The 20,587-nt window shown below is 70.9% G+C and carries 21 protein-coding genes and 1 tRNA gene; 11 read left to right on the forward strand and 11 right to left on the reverse strand.

Annotation, left to right across the window (positions count from 1 at the left end; all coding sequences use genetic code 11):
- The 3 genes from C472_RS04810 to C472_RS04820 all read right to left on the reverse strand — a co-directional run.
- Window positions 1-2,200: hypothetical protein (locus C472_RS04810; protein WP_006628678.1), on the reverse strand; the 2,200-nt coding region annotated here is incomplete at its 3' end.
- A 75-nt stretch (window positions 2,201-2,275) separates the two neighbouring features.
- On the reverse strand, window positions 2,276-3,598 hold the full coding sequence (locus tag C472_RS04815; RefSeq protein WP_006628679.1) for an MFS transporter: 1,323 nt from the start codon (window positions 3,596-3,598) through the stop codon (window positions 2,276-2,278).
- A 106-nt stretch (window positions 3,599-3,704) separates the two neighbouring features.
- The gene (locus C472_RS04820) at window positions 3,705-4,367 is read right to left on the reverse strand and encodes a DsbA family protein (protein ID WP_006628680.1); all 663 of its coding nucleotides are present in this window, start codon (window positions 4,365-4,367) and stop codon (window positions 3,705-3,707) included.
- A gap of 148 nt (window positions 4,368-4,515) precedes the next feature.
- Here C472_RS04820 and C472_RS04825 point away from each other — a divergent pair, with 148 nt between their 5' ends.
- Window positions 4,516-4,917, forward strand: a complete 402-nt coding sequence (locus C472_RS04825; protein ID WP_006628681.1) for a DUF5779 family protein — start codon at window positions 4,516-4,518, stop codon at window positions 4,915-4,917.
- Window positions 4,918-4,950: 33 nt separating this feature from the next.
- Here the strand turns inward: C472_RS04825 and C472_RS04830 are convergent, their stop codons facing one another.
- Window positions 4,951-6,567, reverse strand: coding sequence for a long-chain-fatty-acid--CoA ligase (locus C472_RS04830; RefSeq protein ID WP_006628682.1), 1,617 nt, complete (start codon window positions 6,565-6,567; stop codon window positions 4,951-4,953).
- Between the two features lie 98 nt (window positions 6,568-6,665).
- Here C472_RS04830 and C472_RS04835 point away from each other — a divergent pair, with 98 nt between their 5' ends.
- The 4 genes from C472_RS04835 (at window position 6,666) to C472_RS04850 (ending at window position 9,303) form a co-directional block, all read left to right on the forward strand.
- A complete protein-coding gene (locus C472_RS04835) occupies window positions 6,666-6,908 on the forward strand; it encodes a hypothetical protein (protein ID WP_006628683.1) in 243 nt (80 codons plus the stop codon).
- Between the two features lie 116 nt (window positions 6,909-7,024).
- Window positions 7,025-7,099, forward strand: a tRNA-Met gene (locus tag C472_RS04840).
- A gap of 275 nt (window positions 7,100-7,374) precedes the next feature.
- Window positions 7,375-7,986: a translation initiation factor IF-2 subunit beta gene (locus tag C472_RS04845; protein WP_006628684.1), complete on the forward strand. Its 612-nt coding sequence runs from the start codon at window positions 7,375-7,377 to the stop codon at window positions 7,984-7,986.
- Between the two features lie 141 nt (window positions 7,987-8,127).
- Window positions 8,128-9,303, forward strand: coding sequence for a M24 family metallopeptidase (locus C472_RS04850; protein ID WP_006628685.1), 1,176 nt, complete (start codon window positions 8,128-8,130; stop codon window positions 9,301-9,303).
- A gap of 41 nt (window positions 9,304-9,344) precedes the next feature.
- Here C472_RS04850 and C472_RS17460 read toward each other — a convergent pair whose 3' ends face one another.
- The 3 genes from C472_RS17460 to C472_RS04860 form a co-directional block, all read right to left on the reverse strand.
- Window positions 9,345-9,497 (reverse strand): hypothetical protein, encoded by a 153-nt coding sequence (locus C472_RS17460; RefSeq protein WP_006628686.1) that lies wholly within the window; start codon window positions 9,495-9,497, stop codon window positions 9,345-9,347.
- 80 nt (window positions 9,498-9,577) lie between these two features.
- A complete protein-coding gene (locus C472_RS04855) occupies window positions 9,578-11,938 on the reverse strand; it encodes an ATP-dependent DNA helicase (protein ID WP_006628687.1) in 2,361 nt (786 codons plus the stop codon).
- Between the two features lie 116 nt (window positions 11,939-12,054).
- A complete protein-coding gene (locus C472_RS04860) occupies window positions 12,055-12,711 on the reverse strand; it encodes an HAD family hydrolase (RefSeq protein WP_006628688.1) in 657 nt (218 codons plus the stop codon).
- 136 nt (window positions 12,712-12,847) lie between these two features.
- Here C472_RS04860 and C472_RS04865 point away from each other — a divergent pair, with 136 nt between their 5' ends.
- Window positions 12,848-13,300 (forward strand): TIGR00725 family protein, encoded by a 453-nt coding sequence (locus C472_RS04865; RefSeq protein WP_006628689.1) that lies wholly within the window; start codon window positions 12,848-12,850, stop codon window positions 13,298-13,300.
- A 17-nt stretch (window positions 13,301-13,317) separates the two neighbouring features.
- On the opposite strand, the gene C472_RS04870 is transcribed toward C472_RS04865, so the two are convergent.
- Together C472_RS04870 and dph2 are read right to left on the reverse strand one after the other, a co-directional pair.
- Entirely contained in the window at window positions 13,318-14,469 is a 1,152-nt protein-coding gene (locus tag C472_RS04870; RefSeq protein WP_006628690.1) for a cobalamin-independent methionine synthase II family protein, read from the reverse strand.
- Between the two features lie 81 nt (window positions 14,470-14,550).
- Entirely contained in the window at window positions 14,551-15,594 is a 1,044-nt protein-coding gene (gene dph2, locus C472_RS04875; protein WP_006628691.1) for a diphthamide biosynthesis enzyme Dph2, read from the reverse strand.
- A 175-nt stretch (window positions 15,595-15,769) separates the two neighbouring features.
- On the opposite strand from dph2, the gene C472_RS04880 reads away from it, so the two are divergent.
- The 4 genes from C472_RS04880 to C472_RS04895 all read left to right on the forward strand — a co-directional run bounded on the left by C472_RS04880 (window position 15,770) and on the right by C472_RS04895 (window position 18,399).
- On the forward strand, window positions 15,770-16,426 hold the full coding sequence (locus tag C472_RS04880) for an alpha/beta hydrolase (RefSeq protein ID WP_006628692.1): 657 nt from the start codon (window positions 15,770-15,772) through the stop codon (window positions 16,424-16,426).
- A 69-nt stretch (window positions 16,427-16,495) separates the two neighbouring features.
- Window positions 16,496-16,870, forward strand: coding sequence for a YlbF family regulator (locus tag C472_RS04885; protein ID WP_006628693.1), 375 nt, complete (start codon window positions 16,496-16,498; stop codon window positions 16,868-16,870).
- Window positions 16,871-16,975: 105 nt separating this feature from the next.
- Window positions 16,976-17,674, forward strand: coding sequence for a nucleotide-binding protein (locus C472_RS04890; protein WP_006628694.1), 699 nt, complete (start codon window positions 16,976-16,978; stop codon window positions 17,672-17,674).
- 104 nt (window positions 17,675-17,778) lie between these two features.
- A complete protein-coding gene (locus C472_RS04895; protein ID WP_006628695.1) occupies window positions 17,779-18,399 on the forward strand; it encodes an RAD55 family ATPase in 621 nt (206 codons plus the stop codon).
- A gap of 61 nt (window positions 18,400-18,460) precedes the next feature.
- On the opposite strand, the gene C472_RS04900 is transcribed toward C472_RS04895, so the two are convergent.
- Together C472_RS04900 and C472_RS04905 are read right to left on the reverse strand one after the other, a co-directional pair.
- Complete coding sequence (locus tag C472_RS04900; RefSeq protein ID WP_006628696.1) at window positions 18,461-18,721, reverse strand: hypothetical protein; 261 nt, start codon at window positions 18,719-18,721, stop codon at window positions 18,461-18,463.
- 156 nt (window positions 18,722-18,877) lie between these two features.
- The gene (locus C472_RS04905; protein WP_006628697.1) at window positions 18,878-19,807 is read right to left on the reverse strand and encodes an FKBP-type peptidyl-prolyl cis-trans isomerase; all 930 of its coding nucleotides are present in this window, start codon (window positions 19,805-19,807) and stop codon (window positions 18,878-18,880) included.
- 190 nt (window positions 19,808-19,997) lie between these two features.
- On the opposite strand from C472_RS04905, the gene cyaB reads away from it, so the two are divergent.
- Entirely contained in the window at window positions 19,998-20,576 is a 579-nt protein-coding gene (cyaB, locus tag C472_RS04910) for a class IV adenylate cyclase (RefSeq protein ID WP_006628698.1), read from the forward strand.
- Window positions 20,577-20,587: the final 11 nt, after the last annotated feature.

The following is a 20,587-nucleotide window of genomic DNA, read 5'->3' on the forward strand; positions in this document are numbered from 1 at the left end:
CCCTCACGCGGAGCCGCTCCGGGTCGACCGGCCGCTCACCGACGTACTCGACGGTCATCGCCTCGTCGTCGGCGTCGTACGCCGCGGCGAACGCGTCGCGGGCCGTGGTCGTCCCGCCGATGTGGTGCTCGCGCTCGCCGCCGGTCCACACGAGCCGCACGCGCGAGAGCGGCGGGACCGGGACCGAGAACGAGTCGTCGGGACCGAACTCGTCGAGCTCGTCGGCGGGCTGGACGTCGGTCGGGGTCCGACCGGCCTGTAGTTCGAGGTCCGAGGCCGGGAGCGTCCGCCCGCTCCGGTGTCGCACCGTGACCTCGCCCGCGTCCGGGTCGTACTCGATCGACGCGCGGGTGTTCGGCACGACCTCCTCCTCGGCGACGACGGCCGGTTCGTTCGGCCCCCGCCACTCGACCGTGACCGTGCTCCCGAGCGGGAGCTCGCCGAGCACCAGCTCGTCGCGCTCGGAGAGGGTGTCGTACTCGTCGGCGAACTGGGCGTCGGTCGGCTCCCCGTCGACCAGCGTCACGAACGCGTCGGCGGGGCGGGACTCCTCGTCGCCGTACGTGACCACGGTCCCCTCCTCGGCGCGCGAGTGGATCCACACGCGGGGCGGCCGGGCGCGGTAGTGGACGAGCGGCCCGCCGCCGACGCCCGGCGGCCGCTCGAAGTCGAACTCCAGCCGCACGCTGTCGCCGATCGACACGTCCTCGACCGCGACCGCGTCGTCCGGGGAGAGCGTCCCGTCGGCGAAGCCGTCACCGACCGTCCGCGCGCCGTCGTCGCCGCGGTGGACCAGCCGGAGGTCACTCGCGTCGGCCTCGCCGTCGCCCTCGTAGGTGAGCGTCAGCTCCTCGGTCGAGAGGTCGTAGTCGACGGCGAACGCCTCGCGGTCGACCCGCTCGCGAGCGTAGACGTCGTAGGCGTTCGCGTCCGGGTCGAACCAGCGCAGCGCGACGGCCGCGATCAGCCCCGTGTCGACGGTCAGCTCGTCGCCCGTCTCGAACGCGTCGCCGTCGAGGAGGTCGTCGCTCACCTCCTCGCCGTCGTGCCACAGCTCCAGCTCGGCCGCCGGGACGGGTTCGCCCTCGACGTGTTCGAACGTCACCGTTCCGGCGTCGCGGTCGAACCGGGACCACACCTCCGCGTCGGGGGACGCCTCCGGATCCCGCTCCGGCGGTGCCTCGACGACGGCGTCGACGAGGACGACCCCGTCGGCCCGGGTGACCTCGGTCTCGACGGGGACCGCCGGGTCGATCTCGCGCACCAGCCGCTCGACGCTCTCGTCGGAGAGGCGGCCCGCGTCCTCGGCCGGGCGGATCACGTAGGCGTTCTCCGCCGTCCCGGTCAGGTCGCGGAGTTCTCCGGGGGCGACCTCGAAGCCCGCGGCGAACGCGTCGACGTCGCCCGGGACCCCGGCCGGGAACGGGCCGGTCGCGGCGTCCGGGACGAGCAGCACCGTCTCGAACCCGCCGAGCCGCGGGAGCGCGGCCGCGCCGAGCGGCCCCTCCGCGAAGCGGTCGGCCTCGTCCGCGGCCGCCCGCCCGGCGGTTCGAGCGGTCTCGAGGCGCGCTTCGGCGGCGTCCTCCGCCGACGGGCTCGACCGACCGCGCGGGCCGGGGGCGGACCCGTCTCCGGTCGCGACCGCCGCGACGCCGTCGCCGGCGACGAAGGCGGTCTCGTCCGTCTCGGCCAGCCGCCAGCCCGCGGGGAGGTCGTCCGTCGTCTCGGCGTCCGCGGACGCGTCGTCGTCCGGCCCGCCGTCGTCCGAACCGCTCGAGTCATCGGATTCCGGACCGACCGCGACCGTCTCGCCGTCGTCGGGACGGTCGAACTCGCCGACGGCCGTCGTCAGCCTGACGCCCCGCTCGACCGCCCGGACCCCGACGGTCGCCGAGAGCTCGTCGGCGTCGACGTCGAGCCGTTCGGTCACGGGGCGGACCCGGTAGCCGAGCCCCTCGTCCGAGTCGGCGTCGACGGTGTCGGCGATGACCGTCGAGTACGCGGTCGAGAGCGCGTCGGCCGTCGGGACCGGGAGGAACGCGTCCGCGAGCGGCGCGGGGACGTCGACGTCGAGGTCGGCCGGCGCGCCGGCCGGTCGGTCGAGGGGACTGTCGTCGGTCGCGGGGTCGAGAACGCCTGTCAGCGCGGCGAGCGTCAGGGCGCTACCACCGAGGAAGCGCCGACGGGAGGGTCGTGCCATGATCCGGCGTTGTGCCGGCGCATTTAAATTAACACCGATGACACAAAGGGCCGCAATAGTCTCCGAACGCGGTCGTCAGCCCTCGGCCCCGAGCCGCCCGATCAGCCCCGCCCCGGGCGACAGCGAGCGGACCGCCGGCAGCAGCGCGAGCGCGATGGCCAGTTCCAGCCCGCCGACCGCGAGGAACGCCGGCGTGTAGCCGAACGCGTCGGTCGCGCCCCCGCCGATGAGGAACCCGGTCAGGAAGCCGAGCGAGCCGAACACGTTGAACAGCCCCATCGCCGCGCCGCGCACTTCCGGCTCCACGAGGTCGGTGACGAGCGCCATCGTCGCCGGGGCCATCAGCGCGCCGCAGACCCCGACGAGCACCATCAGCGCCGCGGCGATCGGGTAGGTCGGCGCGACGCCGACGCCGACCGTGACGACGCCGTACGCGACCGATCCGGCGACCACGGGGAGGAACCGACCGATCCGGTCCGAGAGCGCGCCGAACGGGGACTGGAGCAGCGCGAACGGGACGAAGAAGAGCGCGAGCGTCGCGCCCGCCGCGCCCGCCGACAGGCCGAACGTCGCCGGGTCCTGGAAGTAGTACACGCCGACCAGGGCGAAGAAGCCCGCGGTCAGGCGGTCGACGAAGCCGAACGCGAGCGGGACGAGGAGGCCGGGCGTCGTCCGCGCCCGCGCGAGCACGTCGCGGAAGCCGACCGGCTCCGCGGTCTCGGCCGCTTCACCGTGGGGGGCCTCGCCGCCCGAAGCCGTCGCCGCGCGGTCGTCGACGGTCGCCGCGAGCAGCCCCGCCCCGGCCAGCACGACCGCGCCGGCGTACACGGGGTACAGCGCGTCGAGGTCGGCGAGCGACCCGCCGACGACCGAGCCGACCGCCGCGCCGAGACCGATCGCGAGCCCCGCGACCCCCATGTTGCGGCCGTTGCCGCCGCGGAGGTCCATCAGCAGCGTGATCGACAGCGAGAACGCGCCGATGGTGAGCGCGCCCCCGACGACGCGGACGAGGAGGGCGGCCCCGAAGCCGAGCCCCGACCCCGAGAGCGACGCCAGCGCGACGTACGAGGCCGCGCCGCCGAACGCGCCGACGACGATCAGGGGGATCCGCCGGCCCAGCGCATCCGAGAGCGCGCCCCAGACGACCGCGAACGTCACGAACGCGCCGAACTCCGCGACGAGGAACCACATCCCCGCGTCGATGCCGGCCGGCGCGCCGAGCGCGACCACCAGGTTCGGCACGCCGGGATAGAGGAGGACCTGCGAGATCAGCACCGCGAGGACGACCGCACCGAGGCGGCGGCGGTCCGCGGCGTCGCCCGCGGCGGCGTCGGTCTCGGCCGCAGCCGCGGCCTCGCTCCCGCCCACGGGAGATCCGTCACGTTCGTCGTCGCTCATCCGCTTATAAAACGGGCCGAACGGTCAAAAGACCGACGTTCCGGGGCGATCCGGTCGGGAGGCGGGACCGAACAGCCGCCCACCTCGACGGGGATCGTTCCGCGCCTCAGAGTTCGGCGTCGATCGCCGACGAGATCGTCTCGGCCTCGTACCCGCCCTCGACCGGGCTCCCGTTCACGAAGATCGCCGGCGTCCCGCCGACCCCCATCGACTCGCCCTCCGACTTGTCGCTCTGGATGGCGTCCGCGTACGGCGTGTACTCCATGTCGGCGAGGACCGCGCAGGGGTCCGCGCCGCCCGGCATCTCCTCGGTCGCGCTGCCCTGTCCGTAACTCCCCTGCGACTCGTAGGCCGCCGAGGCGAACTCGAAGAACGCCTCGTCGCCGTGACGAACCCCGACGCCCCGGGCCGCGCTCGCGACCGGAACCGCCCACCGCTCGTTGACCGGGAGCGGGAAGTCCCGGTGCTGGTAGTGGATCTCGCCCGGTTCGACGTACTCCTCGCGGATCGCCGGGAAGTGGTCGAGGTTGTACGTCGCGCAGTGCCCGCAGGTGAAGTCCTCGAAGACCTGAACGGTCACGTCGGCGTCGGGGTCGCCGAGCGTCGGTCGGTAGTCGAGGTCGGGGTCGGACGGCTCCGACAGGTCGCAGTCGTACGCCCCGGCGTCGAAGCTGAGTCCGCCGTCTCCGCCGCCGCCCGAACAGCCGGCGAGGCCGGCGACGCCGACCGTCGCCCCCGCCGCGAGCAGGGACCGCCGCGTGTGTTTCATACCGCCGATCGGTCGGGAACGCACTTAACGACACCGCGACCGTCCCCGGCGGACGGCAGGGGGACCGCGACCGCGGACCGGGGTGGCGGATCGCGTCGCGGCGGGGGCGCTCCCGAACGCTTTTGCCGCCGCCTGTCGACCCCCACGTATGAGCGACTGGGACCTCGACCTGCGGGACGCCGAGGCGAAGATGGACGAGGCGTTCGCGGCCGCCGGCGACGTCGTCCTCGGCGTCTTGGACGGCACGACCGACCCGGAGGAGTGGGTCCGCAGCGTCGACTACGGGAACACGCTTGTGCTGTCGATAGACGGCGACCTCAACGAGCTGGCCGCCCCTTTCGCGCGCGACGTGAAGGACATGGACGGCGAGCTGATGCACTTCCGGGGGTTCCTCGTCGTGACGCCGCCCGGCGTGAGCATCGATACCGACCGGCTGAGCGACTCCGGCGGCGACGCCGAGAAACGCGTCGAGTCGGGCGACCGCGGCGAGAACGGCGACTCCGGGGAGGTCGATGACGCCGGCGACGAGACCGACGGCGGCGAGGCCTGATCGGTCCGAACGCCTCCCGATCCCGCCGAGGGACTACCCCTCCCCGACCATCCGATCCTCCTCGTCCCACTCGCGTTCGCGCAGTTCGTACTTCTGGATCTTCCCGGTGGCGGTCGTCGGGAGCGCCTCGACGAACTCCACCTCGCCGGGCGTCTTGTAATCGGCGACGCGGTCCCGGACGAACGCCTTGAGTTCCTCCGTCGTCGCGCCCGCGTCTTCGGGGTCGCCGCTCTCGGGGACGACGAACGCCTTCGGCGTCTCGCCCCAGCGCTCGTCGGGGGCGGGGATGACGGCGGCGTCGGAGACGGCGTCGTGCTCGAAGAGGGTGTCCTCCAGTTCGATCGACGAGATGTTCTCCCCGCCGGAGATGATGATGTCCTTCTTGCGGTCCTGAATCGAGACGAACCCGTCCTCGTCGACGACGGCGAGGTCGCCCATGTGGTAGTACCCCTCCAGCCGCTCCGAGAACGCCGCCTCGGTGGCCTCGGGCTTGTTCCAGTAGCGGTCCATCACCTGGTTGCCGCGGACGACGATCTCGCCGATCGTCTCGCCGTCGGCGGCCACGTCCTCCCCGTCCTCGTCGACGACGCGCACGTCGGTGCCGAGGTAGCCGATCCCCTGCGTCTTCTTCACCGCGAAGCGGTCGTCGGCGTCGGCGTCGAAGTGGCGCTTCGCGTCCGAGGTCGTCACGAGCGGTCCCGTCTCGGTCGCGCCGTACACGTGTTTGAGGTCCCAGCCGAACTCCTCCTCGACGGTGCGGATCGTCGCCTCCGGCGGGGCCGCGCCCGCGGTCGCGACCCGCACGTCGGCGTCGCCGGTCGTCGCGCCGCCGTGTTCGGCGTGGTGGTCGCCGAGCATGTTCAAGACGGTCGGTGCCGCACAGAAGTACGACACGTCCTCGCCGCGGATCCGATCGAACGTCTCCGCCACGTCGACCCCGCGGGTACAGACGTGGCGCGCCCCCATGCCGGTGATCGCGTAGATGTGGCCCCACCCGTTGACGTGGAACATCGGCAGCGTCCAGAGGTAGACGTCGTCGTCGGTGATCTCCTGGTGGATCGAAATGAGGTACGCGTGGAGCGTCTCGGCGCGGTGGGTGCGGCAGACGCCCTTCGGGTCGCCGGTCGTCCCCGAGGTGTAGTTGATCGTGATCACCTCGTCCTCGTCCATCTCCGGGCGCTCGTAGGCGTCGGGGTCCGCCTCGTCGAGCGCGGCGTCGAACGACTCCCAGTCGCCCTCCACCCCGTCGGCGTCGTTCGTGAGGAACGTCTCGGTCGGCACCTCGTCGCGGACCGCCTCGACGTTCGCGGCGTACTCGGCGTCGGCGTAGATGGCGTCGACCCCGGCGTCGGAGAGCATGTACGAGAAGTCGTCGGGGGTGAGCCGGTAGTTCAGCGGCGTGTGGACCGCACCGACCTGCATCGCGCCGTAGGCGGCCTCCAGATGGTAGTGCGTGTTCGGGTCCAACACCGCGACGCGGTCCCCCTTCTCGATCCCGCGGTCCTGTAACGCGGCGGAGAACCGGTCGGCGCGCTCGCCAAGCTCCGCGTACGTGTATCGCGTCCCGTCGACCGCGAGGACCGCCTCCTCGTCGGCGTAGTGTCGACGCGCCCGGTCTAGGAAGTCCGTCGTCAGCAGCGGCTTGTGCATCGTCTATCACTATCGATGATGGGTAAAATCGTTTGCGGCCGGCGCAACGAACGGTCGCCGCGGGAGGCTTTTCACGGTAGCCCGCGGACGGAGAGGAAATGAGCGACGAATCCGGCGGGTCGGCGTTCACCGAGGGGTACGTGGTCCCGATCGCTGGGCTGTTGGCGCTGATGTTCGCGCTGATGGCGGGGCTCACCGCGCAGCGCGCCCTCTCCGGCGATCCGGCCGACGTCGCCGTGACGGTGGGGTTCGCCGCCGTCGCCGTGCTCGCGCTCCGGATCCGGATCAGGGCCGTGGCGGCGAAGGGAGGAGAGGCGGCCGACGACGCGAACGGGGAGTGACCCGACCGACGGCCGGCCCGCGTGACGGGACGGAAACCCGTGGCAGACGCGTGGACGAATCGCACACGGGCGGCGGGATCAGAACCCTTAACAGTCGCACGCGGTTTTGCTACGATAGCGGGATGGGATAGCCAGGAGATTCCGCCGGGCTCATAACCCGGAGATCGGTAGTTCAAATCTACCTCCCGCTACTTCTGGACGAACGCCACACGCCGAGCCCGGCGTTCACTTCTCCCGCTCGTTCGGCCTCGTTGGCTCCGTTGAAACACCCAAAAAGCGGTTGATTCTGTCCAACGTGCGGTCGATACAGGAGAAATGGCGACCGATCTGCGGTACGGCGGCGAGGGCCGCCGAGTGGCCGCCCTCGGGGGGACGCGTCAACCGCGTCGTTCTTTATAAGCGATCGTCGTCATCGATCGACCCCGAACCCGGAAGCGATTTCCGTCGCGCTGTCGTTCGCTCTCGTATGGATTACGAATCGAGCCTCGACCGCGCGATGGACGAGGTCCCGGACTTGGGCGGCTCCGACGAACGGCTCTCCGTTCCGGACCCCGAAGCGCAGAAGGACGGGGCGTTCACCCGCCTGACGAACCTCTCCGGAATCGCCGACGCGCTGAGCCGCGACCCCGAACACGTCCACTCGAAGATCCAGCAGGAGCTCGGGACGGCCGGGCAGTACGAGGACGGCCGCGCCCGCTACAGCGGGAACTTCCGCGAGCGCGACTTTCAGGCCGCGATCGACTCGTACATCGAGTCGTTCGTCACCTGCTCGGAGTGCGGCCTCCCGGACACCCGGCTGGAGACGGAGAACCGGACGCCGATGCTCCGCTGTGAGGCCTGCGGGGCGTTCCGTCCGGTCGCGAAGCAGAACACGCAGAACACCCAGCGGCAGGAGGACGCCGTCGAGTCGGGCAACACGTACGAACTCGAGATCGTCGGCACCGGGCGCAAGGGCGACGGCGTCGCCGAGCGCGGCGAGTACACGATCTTCGTCCCCGGCGCACAGGAGGGCGAGACCGTGACCGCCTACATCAAGAACGTCTCCGGCAACCTCGCGTTCGCGCGCCGCGAGAACTGATTCGCCCGGAACGACCGCGATACCGCTTCCCTTCCTGACGTCGGCACCGGCGCGTCCTCAACGCCGGCACCGGCGTCGACGCCGACGCCGCTACCGTTCCGCTACCCGACCGTTTATCGGCCCGTTCGTTCATCGTGAGGTATGGCCACGCGACTTCCCGAGTCGGCCTTCGAGGACCGGCTCGCAGCCGTCCGAGACCGCCTCGCAGCGACCGACGCCGACGCCGCGACGTGGGTCGGCGCGACGTCCATCGAGTACCTCACCGGCTTCCATCACATCCAGACGGAGCGCCCGGTCGTCCTCGCGGTCACCGACGACCGCGTCGAGATCACCGTCCCGAGGCTGGAGGTCGAGCGCGTCTCGCCGAACCCGCGGATCGACGTGGTCCACGACTACTTCGACTATCCAGGCGGCGAACCGGTCGCCGCCGCCGTCGGGATGCTGAACGGGCTCGGCGTCGACTCGGTCGCCGCCGACGCCGACGGTCCGCCGGGCGTGATGGGGTACGAGGGGCCCGCGTTCTCCGAGTTCCTCGACGTCGAGACCCAGTCGTGGGTCGACCGGATGCGCTGGGCGAAGTCCGACGACGAGGTCGACCTGATCCGCGAGTCCGCGAAGTGGGCGAACCTCGGCCACCGCTACCTCGCCGACTACTCCGAGCCGGGCGCGCACCCGGCCACCGTCTCGCAGCGCGCGTCGACGGACGCGTCCAGAGCCATGCTCGACACGCTCGGCGACGACTACAGCGTCCGCGTCCGCGGCGACGGCCCGGTCCACGCCGGCTACATCTCCGGCGAGGAGACCGCGCTCCCCCACGGCCACACCCCGAACGAGCGGCTCTCCGAGGGCGACGTGCTGGTCACGGGCGCGACCGCGAACGTCGACGGGTACCGCTCGGAGCTTGAGCGGACCATGTTCGTCGGCGACTACTCCGACGAACAGGAACACTACTTCGAGCTCATGCTGGAGGCGCAGACGCTCGCCATCGACGCCTTGGGACCGGGCGTGCCGGTCGCGGAGGTCGATCAAGTCGTCTGGGACTACTTCGATGAGCAGGGCGTGACCGATCTGGCGCAACACCACGTCGGTCACAACATCGGTCTCGGCGGCCACGAGCCGCCGTACATCGACCGCGGCTGGGGCGAGCGCTACGACGGCGACGACGCCCTGATGCGGCCCGGCCACGTGTACACGATCGAGCCCGGCCTGTACACAGACGAGTACGGCTACCGCCACTCCGACACGGTGGCGATCACGGAGTCGGGGACCGAGACGCTCACCACCTTCCCGCGGGACATCGACTCGAACGTCGTCTGAGGCCGATCTCCTTGGCCCGGGGCGAAACGGCGTCTCCCGGCCTACACGATCCGACCGACCGCGACCGAGTGACCGGTTTCAGCGACGTGGGCGCGTTCGAGGGTGGTCGCGTCGGCCGCGTCGTTGAAAAGCCGTTCGACGGCGCAGTCGCGGCAGACGACGTGGTACTGGCCGGAAGGTGAGTTGGTGTCCATACTCCGTCCACACGTTCGAAGACGATAGTTACGAGCCGCTTACCGCCACCTAACGGGCCGTTACCCGGCAGTAGGTCCGCTCAGTCGTCGGCCGCCGCCGACCGCGACTCGAACCGGTCGAGCGCGACGTCGACCATGTCGGGGCTCACGGGCTGGAACTCCTCGCGCTCGTGGTCGGGCAGGTACTCCCGGACGCCGTTCCACGAGTCGCGGGCGTAGCGGGCGTCGAGCAGCACGCGCACCCCTCGCTCGTCCGGGCCGCGGATGACCCGACCGACCGCCTGCCGCGCCTTCCGCACCGCGGGGACGGTGAGCGCCGTCTCGAACCCCGACTCGAACCGGCGGTCGTAGGCCGCGATCACCGCCCGCGTCCGCGGCTGCGCCGTGTTGATTATCGGGACGCCGCAGACCACGGCCGCGGCGAGCCGGTCGCCGCGGTAGTCGACTCCCTCGGTGAGCGTTCCGCGGAGGCTCGTCACCAACACCTTCCCGTCGCCGGCGAAGAAGTCGTCCTTCAGTGACTCCGTCTCGCGGTCGTCGGAGGACTCGTCTAAGAGGACCGGCTTGTCGAGCCGGCCGGCGAGCGCCTCCGCCATCCACGTCGCCTCCGCGTAGTTCGGCGTCCCGACCAGCACGTTGCCCTCGCGGCGCGCGACCGCGGCCGTCGCGTCGACGTGCGCGAGTCGCGTCGGGTTCTCCTCGCCGGGCGCGCCGCGGTTCTGGTGGGTGAACTTCGGCGCGTCGACCGCGAGGCTGGCGCGGTTCTCCTCGGGGAACGAGAGGCCGTACGTCCGCTCGACGACCGGGCGACCGCGCTCCGCCAGGTGATCGAGTCCGGTCACCTCCCGGAACAGGTCCATCGGCTCCAGCGTCGCGCTCATGAGGACGCCGCCGCCGAACGACGCCAGTCGGTCGCCGATCGGTTCGCTCGGCAGGCAGTTGTGGAGCGCGAGGCGCGCGTTGTACGCCCGCCGCCACGAGTCCGGGGGCTCCGTCTCGTCGAACGTGCGTTCGAGCTCGATCGCCCGGAAGAAGTCGGTGTGTCCCTCGCGGTACCAGGCGTTGAGGGTGCGGCCGACGCCCGGCGCGGCGCGCTGTTTGTCCTCGTCTTCGAGCGAGTCGAGGACGCGCTTGACGACCGCGCCGACCTGTTCGGCGCGCGCCCAGACGCGCTCGCCGTACCCCTCGCGGTCCGCCCACGTCGTGATCTCGTCTTTACCCGGCTCCTCGGGGTCGCGGAGGGGAATCTCGTCGTCGTCGAGGTCGCGCATCGACGCCCGCCAGTCGGGCCGCTCGCGGTCGAGGTGCGCGGTCACGCGGCGGTCGAGCTCGCCGCGGAGGTCGGCGTAGAACTCCCGTACCGCCTCGATCTCCTCGACCGTCACGTCGGCGTCCTCCAGTTCGCCGCGGACCAAGGCGGCGTCGTCCGACTCCGCGCCCGCCGATTCGAACGAGAGCGGCTGGACGACGCGGGTGAGTTCGTTCTCGGCGTCGCGCAGGCTCGCGTCCGCGACCGCGTCGCTCACGAGGTCGCGCACGCGCGGCTCCAGCATGTGGGCCTCGTCGCAGACGACGAACGTCGAGTCGTCGAGCAGCGCGCCCGTGAACGTCCCGGTCGTCACGGGGTCGAACGCGTGGTAGTAGTTGCCGATGACGACCTCCACTTCGGGGACGAGCGCGCCCATGATCGAGTGGGGACAGGAGCCGTGCCCCGCCGCGAGCCGGACGAGTTCGTCGGCGTCGACGTGGCCGAGTTCGGTCACGTCGAACGGGACCGCCTCGGCCGGGTCGCCGTCCTCCGGGAGGTCGTCAAGGAAGCCGGCGTAGAAGGGGCAGAACTCGGTCCCGTCGTACTCCTCGGTGTCCGGTCGGTACGGTGTCGGCTCGCCGTCGACCGAGAGGTACTCGCCGGAGCCGGAGGCCTCGCTTGATTCGGAGCCGGAGTCCAGCAGGCCGACCTGCTGGCTCCGCGCCTCGCTCACGAGGTTCGAGGTCGTCGTCGCGCCGCCGTCGCCGACGAGGTTTCGGGTGCGCTCGCGGAGCCCCTCACAGCGCTCGTACACGTTCTCCCGGTCGATCCCGCCCCGGTTCTCTCGGGCGTACGGGCAAACGTCCGCCTTGCCGACGAGCGTGAGCCCGGAGACGGGGTCGTAGTCTTCCGGCAGGTCGTCGTTTATCGCCCGCAGGTCCGTCTCGAACTGACGTAACTGCTGTTTGACGCTGGTGAGGACGAAGACGCGCTCGAAGTCGGACTCAGGGTCCCGGACGCGGTCGAGCCCGGCGGTGAGCGCGAGCATCGTCTTGCCCGTCCCGCAGGCACCCTCTAAGGCGAGGAAGCCGCCGTCCTCGGCCGCGTCGACGGCGGCGTCGATGCCGTCGGCCTGCTCCGGGTAGGGTTCGGGGTGGCCGAAGAGGTCGGCCCACGGGGGCGAGTCGGTCACGACAGCGAGTTACGCGCCATCGAATTTAAACGCTTCATCGGCGCGGCGACCGAGCGCCGCGGAGCCGCGAAGCGTCGAACTATGCGACCGCGGCTCGGACGGGCCGACCGGCCCGCTCACTCCACGATGTCGTGGAGGTCGGAGAGGTCCTTGATCTCCCAGGTCGGCCAGACGTTCAGCTCCCAGTCCCGGCGGTGGGGGCGGCGGATGAACGCGGAGTCGATCCCGGCGTTCTCGGCCGCGCGCACGTCGGACTCGTTGTCGCCGACGAACAGCGCGTTGCCCGCGTCGAGGTCGCCGAGCGCCTGCTCGATGTAGTGCGGGTTCGGCTTGCGGAGCTGGAGCGAGTGGATCGTCGGCTCGCGGCCGTACGCGGCTCCCATGCGATCGAACCCGTCGAAGTGGTCGACGAGGAAGTCGACGGTCGCCTGCTGGTTCGAGGAGACGATTCCCATCTCGACGTCGAGGTCCTGAAGCTCGTCGAGGTCGTCGTACGGGGTCTTGCGGCCCTCGCGGGCCTCCTGCTGTTGGGCCCGCGACACCACGTCGTCGCGCGTCCGCCAGAACGACCCCGGATCGAGGTCGTACGTCTGACAGACGGTGCCGACGCTGCCGGGGGTCGCACCGATGGTCATCTGCTCTACGTCGTCCGGATCGGGCTCCTCGACGCCGCACTCCTCGAACGCGTTCCGGGTCGCGTCCCGGAGCACGTCGAAGCGCGTGCGGCCCACGAGGACACCGTCGTTGTCGAACACGACGGTATCGTACGTCATAACCTCCGTTCACGGCGAGCAGGGATAAGGGTTTCAGTGGCCGTCTCGGCGACGAGAATCGCCGCGAACGCCCGTCTTGCGCCGACAGCGGCGGTCGGCAGTCGGTTTTACGACCCGTGGGAACCCTCGTCGACGCATGCGCGTCAGCGTCATCGGCGGCAGTTCGATCGGTCCGGAGACCGCGGCGGTCGCGGCGGAACTCGGCGAACGTCTCGCGGAACGCGGTCACACCGTCGTCTGCGGCGGTCTCGGCGGCGTCATGGAGGCCGTCTGTCGCGGCGCTCGCGAGGCCGGCGGCGAGACGATCGGTATCGTCCCGACGGACGACCGCGGGGACGCGAACCCGCACGTCACGACGCCGATCGCGACGGGGCTCGGTCACGCGCGCAACGCCCTCGTCGTGATGAACGGCGACGCCGCGGTCGCCGTCGACGGGGGGAACGGGACGCTCTCGGAGATCGGACTCGCGCTCGCGCAGGGACGCCCGGTGGCGGGGATAGACACCCACGATGTCGACGGTGTCGCGGCCGTCGACTCGCCCGCGGCGGCGGTGGCGTACGTCGAGGATGCGGTCGGGCCCGATTGGTGACTCCGGACGCGATCCCCTCAGGCGAGCCGCTTGCTCGCGATCTCAGCGCCCTCGACGAGCGCGTCGAGCTTCGCCCACGCGATTTCGGGGTCGACCATGCCGATCCCGGCCTGCGTGCCGAAGCCGCAGTCGGGCGCGGCGACGAGCGGGGTCCCCTCCGCGACCGCGTCGGCGACGCGCTCCAAGCGGTCGGCGATCGTCTCCGGGTGGTCGATGATGTTCGTCTTCACGTCGACGACGCCCGGGATCAGCGTCCAGCCGTCGGGGACCGGGTGTTCCGCGAACGCGCGGTACTCGTGTTGGTGGCGCGGGTTCGCCTGCTCGACGCTGAGTCCGGTGATGTCGGCCTCGTAGATCAGCGGAAGCATCTCGGCGAGGTCGGTGTCGAGGTGGTGGGGTCCCTCGTAGCTCCCCCAACAGGTGTGGAGCCGGACCTGCTCGGCGGGCACGTTCGCGAGCGCCTCGTTGAGCGCCCGAACGTGGAGCCGCGTCGCGTCCTTGGCCGCCTCAAGCGGCTCGTCGGCGTAGGCCGCGGTGTGGCCGACCGTCAGCAGTTCGGGCGCGTCGATCTGGAGGGTGACGCCGGCGTCCGCGACAAGTTCGTACTCGGTCTTCATCGCCTCGGCCACCGCGAAGAGGTACTCCTCGTAGTCGCCGTAGTGCTCGTCGACGTGCGTCGCGGTGACGACGCTCGGCGACGCCGCGGTCATGAAGGCGTCGTCTACGTTGCGGTCGGCGGCCGCCAACGCGTCGGTAAGTCCGTCGATCTCCGCCTCGGCCTCCTCGCGGCCGGTGTACTCGATCGGCCCGTCCACGACCGGGTGTTCGGAGAGGTCGATCACGTCGGTCTTGAACGTCTCCTCGGCGTAGGAGGGGAACTCCTGGAGGTCGGCCCACAGCTCCGTCTTCTGTGTCCCGTCGATGCCGCTGAGGCGGTCGGCGACGTACCAGTTGAACGAGACGCGCGACTGCTCGCCGTTGTTGATCGAGTCCAGCCCGGTCTCGACCTGTCGGTCGACGACGTCGCGCGTCGCCTCCTCGACCGACGCCTCCCACTCGGCTTCGTCAACGTCCTCGCCGTCCTGCCGCTTCGTGAGCAGGTCGAGCAGCGCCGGCGGTCGCGGCAGGCTTCCGATGTGCGTCGTCCCGATGTGTCCGTCGTTCGCCATTACCACATTTGTCTCGTCGGGGGAACTAAAGCGCCGAGGATCTGGCAGAAGCGGCCGATGACGAAGGGAGCGCCGGAGCCGTTACCAGGTGTCGTGGAACGTGTCGAACTCGATGGAGTCGAGCGGCTTCTCGCCGATGGCGGCCTCGTACTCGCCCGGCGTCAGCATCGGCTTGTGGAACCGTGGGCCGTCGTCGGTCGTGATCCGCGGGCAGCCGGTGTTGACGAACGCGTCCATGTCGAAGTTCCGCAGGCGGTCCGGCGTCACCTCGTCCATCGTGATCAGGTAGGCGTTCTCGTTGTTGTCGACGATCTCTTGTGCCTTCTCCCACCGGCCCTGCCCGATCTTCGTACAGAAGATGACGCCCCACTTCTCGGCGTCCATCGCCTTGTGGACCGCGGCGTAGCGCTGCTTGAGGAACTGGTCGTGCTCGGCGACCGACACCGCGTTGTTGACGGGGTCGGCGATGACGACCCGCTTGTCGGGGTGTTCCATCGCGAGGCCCACCGGGTGGAACTTCCCGCCACCGACGTACAGCACCTGGTCGGCGTCGATGTCCGCGGAGGCGTAGTTACAGCCGAGCACCTGCCCCTCCTTGGTGAGGCGGTCGTCGCCCCGACGGGTGTGGACCTCGTAGCCGCGCTCTTCGAGCCAGTCGGTCATCTCCTCGAACCGGTTCATGTGCTGGGCCGTCGTGACGAGGCCCACGTCGGCGTCCTCCTCCGGCGGGGACAGCTCTTCCGCCAGCGCGTCCTCCATGATCGGGAACGGGTCGACGTTCGAGAACAGGGGGACGTAGACGATGCTGTCGGACTCCTTCATCGGCGTGTGGCCGAAGTGGACGAACACGTCCGTCCGGCGCATCAGGTACGTGTCGAGGTCGCAGGCACCGTAACACGGCTGTCCCGACAGCATGAACGTCACGTCGTCGGGCGCGACCTCGCGGAGGTCGTCTGCGACCTTCGGGCCGCGCCGCTTGAGTCCCTCGGGGAACTGGAGGCCGACCTTCGTCGCGTCCCGCTCCTCGATGGCCTCTAGGATCCGGTCGAGTTCGTAGTCCCACTCGCGGTCGTGTTTCAGGGCCATCCCCGTCTTCGTCAGGTCGCCCTCCGTGGAGCCGCTCATACTGAGCGAATTGTGCGGCAGGACGGTTAAACGGCGCGTTCGGGGACGGGTGGCGTAACCGGTCTCGGTTACGGGTTGACGCGTCGAGCGCGGTCGCCCGGTCCCACTCGCGACACCGCTTCCGTCCCTGCCGCGGCCGACGGACCTAACGGCTGCCCCCGTCAACCGCCGGACGATGACAGACGTTCCGCTCGAACACGTTCACGTCGCGCCCGACGAGGGCGCGGACGGCGAGCCGGCACCCGCCGTCTTCGTCCTCCACGGTCGCGGTGCCGACGAGGAGGACCTGCTCCCGGTCGCCGCCGAGCTCCCGGACGAACTCCACGTGGTCAGCCTCCGCGCGCCCGACCCGCTCCAGGGCGGGTACACGTGGTACGAACTCGACCTCTCGGCCGGCGGGCTGGAGTCGAGCCAGCCCGACGCCGCCGACTTCCGGCGCAGCCTCGACCTGATCGTCGAGAGCGTCGAGGCCGCGGTCGACGCCTACGGGCTCGACGCCGACCGGATCGGCCTGCTCGGGTTCAGTCAGGGCGCGATCACGAGCCTCTCGCTCCTCTTGGAGGACCCGGACCGCTACGCGTGGGTCGTCGCGCTCCACGGCTACCTGCCGGAGTCGCACGGCGACCTCGACCCGGACGGGATCGAGGGCAAGCCCGTCTTCGTCGGGGCGGGCGCGGGCGACCGCGTGATCCCCGACGAGCGGACGAACGCCGCCGTCGAGCGGCTGGAGGAGGTCGACGCCGCAGTGTCTCACGGGAGCTTCCCGGGCGGGCACGGCATCGGTCCGCAGGAGTTGGAGGCGGTCGTCGAGTTCGTCGCGTCGCGGGTGTAGCGGGCGTCGGAAGCGGCCCCCGAGCCCCGGCTCCGGCAGGTTCAAACCGCTCGGTCACGACGTTCGCGTATGAGCGTCGAACAGGTCTCAATCGAGGACCTCGGCCGAGAGCTCGGCGAACGGATCGCCGAAACCGCGGAGTACGAGCGGTTCGAAGAGGCGAGAGCGGCGGTCCAGCGCGACGAGGAAGTCCAGAGCCGGATCGACGAGTTCGAGCAGCTCCGCGCGGAGTTCATGCAGGCGCGGCAGTCCGGACAGGCGACGAACGAGGGGCTACAGCGCGTCCAAGAGGCGCAGGACGAACTCCACTCGATGCCCGTGATGAGCGAGTACCTCGACGCGCAAGACGAGCTGGAAGACACGCTCGAAGCCGTCAACGAGGCCATCTCGGAACCGCTCGCGGTCGACTTCGGCGGCGAGGCCGGCGGCTGCTGTCAGGACTGACCGGCGGCGGGGCCGTGGTCACGAGCGGTCGGGGTCGTGACCGACCGGCCGTCGCGCGGGGCGATTCTCCCGACTCCTTATACCGGATAGCGACGCACACCGCCCGTGATAGCCGTCGCCGGCGGCAAGGGCGGAAGCGGAAAGACGACGACTACCCTCGGGCTCGCCCGCGCGCTCTCGCGGCGCGGCGCTGCGGTGGTCGCGGCCGACGCCGACTGGGACCTCCCGAACCTCGCGCGGCTGGCCGCTGAGACCGCGGGCGATTCGGCGACCGCCGGACCGAGATCGGGAGCCGTCGAGGGGGACGCGCGGACCGTCCTCGACGCGGCTCGCGGGGGCGATCCGGTGCGTCCCGACCGCGCCGAGCCGACGGTCCTCGCGGCCCCGGAGGCCCCGCGGTCCGTCGACGCGAACGCGACGTTCGACGCGCTGGGCGGCGCGACGCCGGATCCCGCACCGGTGTTGCTCGACTGTCCGGCCGGGGCGTCGCCGGACGTGGCCGCGCCCCTGCGGGCGGCGGACCGCGCGCTGATCGCGACCCCGCTCCGGCGCGCCGCGCTCCGAGACGCAGCGAAGACGGCGGCGATAGCGGAGCGCCTCGACTGCCCGCCGCTCGGCGCGGTCGTGATCGGCGAGACGGACGTCCCGGACGAGGTGGCGGCGCTGCTCGGCTGCCCCGTCGTCGGAGCGATACCGGACGGCGGGGCCGCCCCGCTCACCGACCCGAGCGTCCGGTGCGCGTACGACGACCTCGCTCGTCGGCTCGCCGGGACCGCGGCGGGAGCGGAGTGGCGGATCGCGTGAGGGCCGCGGGAACGAGCGGCGTCGGAACGGGGGACGACGGGGCCGTCGGCGGCCGAGAGAGCCGCCATCGACAGACCCAAACGTCCACGGGCGGCAGCGATCGTATGGTGACGCTACCGACCGGGATCTCGGTGCTGGACCGGCAGTTCGGCGGGGGGCTCCCGAGCGGTAGCGTCGTCGTGTTGAAGGCGAACCCCGACAGCCAGTCGGAGCTCATCCTGAACCGGTTCGCGAGGATCCGGCGATGTCGGTACCTGACGACGGTCCGGTCGGCCGGCGCGGTGGAGGCGGCGCTCAGCCTCGACGGGGTCGAGGAGACGACCGTCGAGGCCCCGGACGACGCCGGGGACCTCGACGAGGCGGCGTCGCTGACCGAGGATCTCCCCGAGAACGGGACGCTGATCGTCGACTCCGTGGAGCCGCTGGAGGCGGAGACCGCCCCCTCGGCGTACGCCGAGTTCCTCGACGGGGTGCGGTCCCGCGTCGACGACGCCGACGGCGTCGCACTGCTCCACGCGCTCCGCGGCGGCGAGGACCCCCGAACGAGGCGGGTCACGGAGCAGGTCGCCGACGTCGTGTTCGACCTCCGCACTACCGTCACCGGGACCGAAATCGCGAACCGCCTCGTCGTCTCCAAGTTCCGCGGCGGCGCGGCCCTCGAAGAGCCGCTGAAACTGAAGCTCACCGACGAGGTCGCCGTCGACACGAGTCGCGACATCGCCTGAGCCGGGGCGAAGCGGGGCGGGAGCGCGACTTGGCCGCAGATCGGTCCGGTTCGTTTTTGTCTCAGATCACCGCGGAAACGGCGAGGACGACGACGCCCGTGGCGGCCGCCGCGACCGCCCAGTTCCGTGCGGTGTCGAACGCACCGTACGGACCGCCCTTTCGCGAGAAGAGGTACAGCGCGTACACGGCGAGCGGTGCCAGCGTCGGGAGCCGACCGACCGAGACGAGATCGGTGAAACTCGACAGCAGCGCGACCGCGACCGTCGTCGCCGCGGCGCTCGCGGCGACCAGCGCGTCCTCGCGCGCCCGTTCGATCTCCATGTGCGGTGTGGGCGGGCGGGCGGGCAAAAGGGATCTGTTCGGCGGTCGCGCCGCTCCGCCGGTCGGTCGCATACGCAAAAAAGCGCGACTCCGGCGGCTCTTCGGGAAGGACACGCCGCGAAAAATCGAGTGGCTCGGACGAACCGACCGGGTCGGTTACTCCTCGTCGATCTCGTCGACGATCTCGTCGGCGTCGACGTCGACGTCTTCGAGCGCCTCCTCGATGTCGACGTCACCGGCACCGCCGCCCATGCCGCCCATCATGCCGCCGAGACCGCCCATACCGCCGCCCTCGATGACCTCCTCGATCACGACGCGGTCGAGCCCGAGTCGGTCCATGAGGTCCTGCGCGATCTGCTGTTTCTGGAACATCCACTGCTGGTTCATCTGCATCGCCTGCGTCGCGGTGACGTAGAGGACGTCCGTCTCGACCTCCTCGGTCTCGACGGTCTCCTCGCCGTCGTCGTCCTCGGTGACGGTCTCCTCCTCCTCGGTGACCGTCTCGATGCGGACCTCGGGGGCCTCCTGGAGGTACATGCCGAGCATGCCCGACGCCTGCTCCTCGCGATCGTCGATGGCTTCGAGGATCTCGTACTCGTACTCAAGGTCCTCGCCGGCCAGCGGGTGGTTGAAGTCGACGCGGGCGCGGCCGCCGATGATCGTTTCGAGGTGGCCCTGCCGGTTGTCGATCTGGACCTGCGCGCCGGGGAAGCGGTCGTCCTCGGGGATCTTGTCGGCCTTGACCGTCTCGACCTCGTCGGGGTCGTACTCGCCGAAGGCGTCCTCGGCGGGCACGTCGACGGTGCCCTCGTCGCCGACCGCGCCGCCGACGAACGCCTCCTCGACGGAGGGGAACACGTGGCCGGCACCGAGCGCGATGATCCGCGGCTCGAAGTCGTACTCGTCGACGTCGATCTCGGCGTCCTCGGCCGTCTCCTCGTCGGTCGTGTCGATGACGCGGCCGTCGTCGGCCGTTCGGATCGTGTACGCGACGCGGACGAAGTCGCCGTCTTCGAGTCCGGCGTCGGTCTCGGTCTCGGTCTCCTCGGCCTCGTCGGCCGCGTCCGCTTGCTCCTGATCGCTCATACCTGAAGGTCACCTGTTACACCCTTAAGAAGCACGGTTCGGCGCGAGGGCCGCCGACGACCGGGAAACGGCGGCGGTTCGGGTGCTCACGCGCCGGGGCGCGGGACCCGCCGGTCGTCCTCGGCGCGACCCGAGGGCGGCTCCGCTGGGTCCCGGGTCCCTTTTGAACGCGCCGGTCGCACGCACTACCGTGTACGAAGTCGAGATCAAAGTCCCGGCCGACCTCGACGCGACCCGGGAGCGGCTCCGCGCGGCCGGTGCCGAGCGCGTCGACGCCCGGCTCCAGCGCGACACCTACTACGACGCGCCCCACCGCGAGTTCGCCGAGACCGACGAGGCGCTCCGCATTCGACGCGAGACGCCGCTGGAAGGCGGAGTATCGTCGGCGGCGCGGGACCGCGACGCGGCAGCGACGGTCACTTATAAGGGACCGCTCATCGAGGACGCGTCGAAGACGCGCGCCGAACACGAGACCGGCGTCGACGACGGCGAGGCGCTCGCGGCGGTCCTCTCCGGCCTCGGGTTCGAGCCGGCCGCGACGGTGGAGAAGCGCCGCGAGTTCTGGTCGTACGACGGGTTCACGGTGACGCTCGACGCCGTCACCGGACTCGACGAGTACGTCGAGATCGAGCGCGCCGTCGGCGAGGAGCGCGAGGTCGACGCGGCGCGCGAGGCGGCGGTCGAGGCGCTCGACCGACTGGGCCTCGACGCGGGCGAACAGGTGCGGACCTCCTACCTCGGACTGCTGCTGGCCGCGGAAGGGGACTGACCGGCGCGTCG

The organism is Halorubrum tebenquichense DSM 14210 (genome assembly GCF_000337415.1).
In the GTDB taxonomy this organism is placed as follows: Archaea; Halobacteriota; Halobacteria; order Halobacteriales; family Haloferacaceae; genus Halorubrum; species Halorubrum tebenquichense.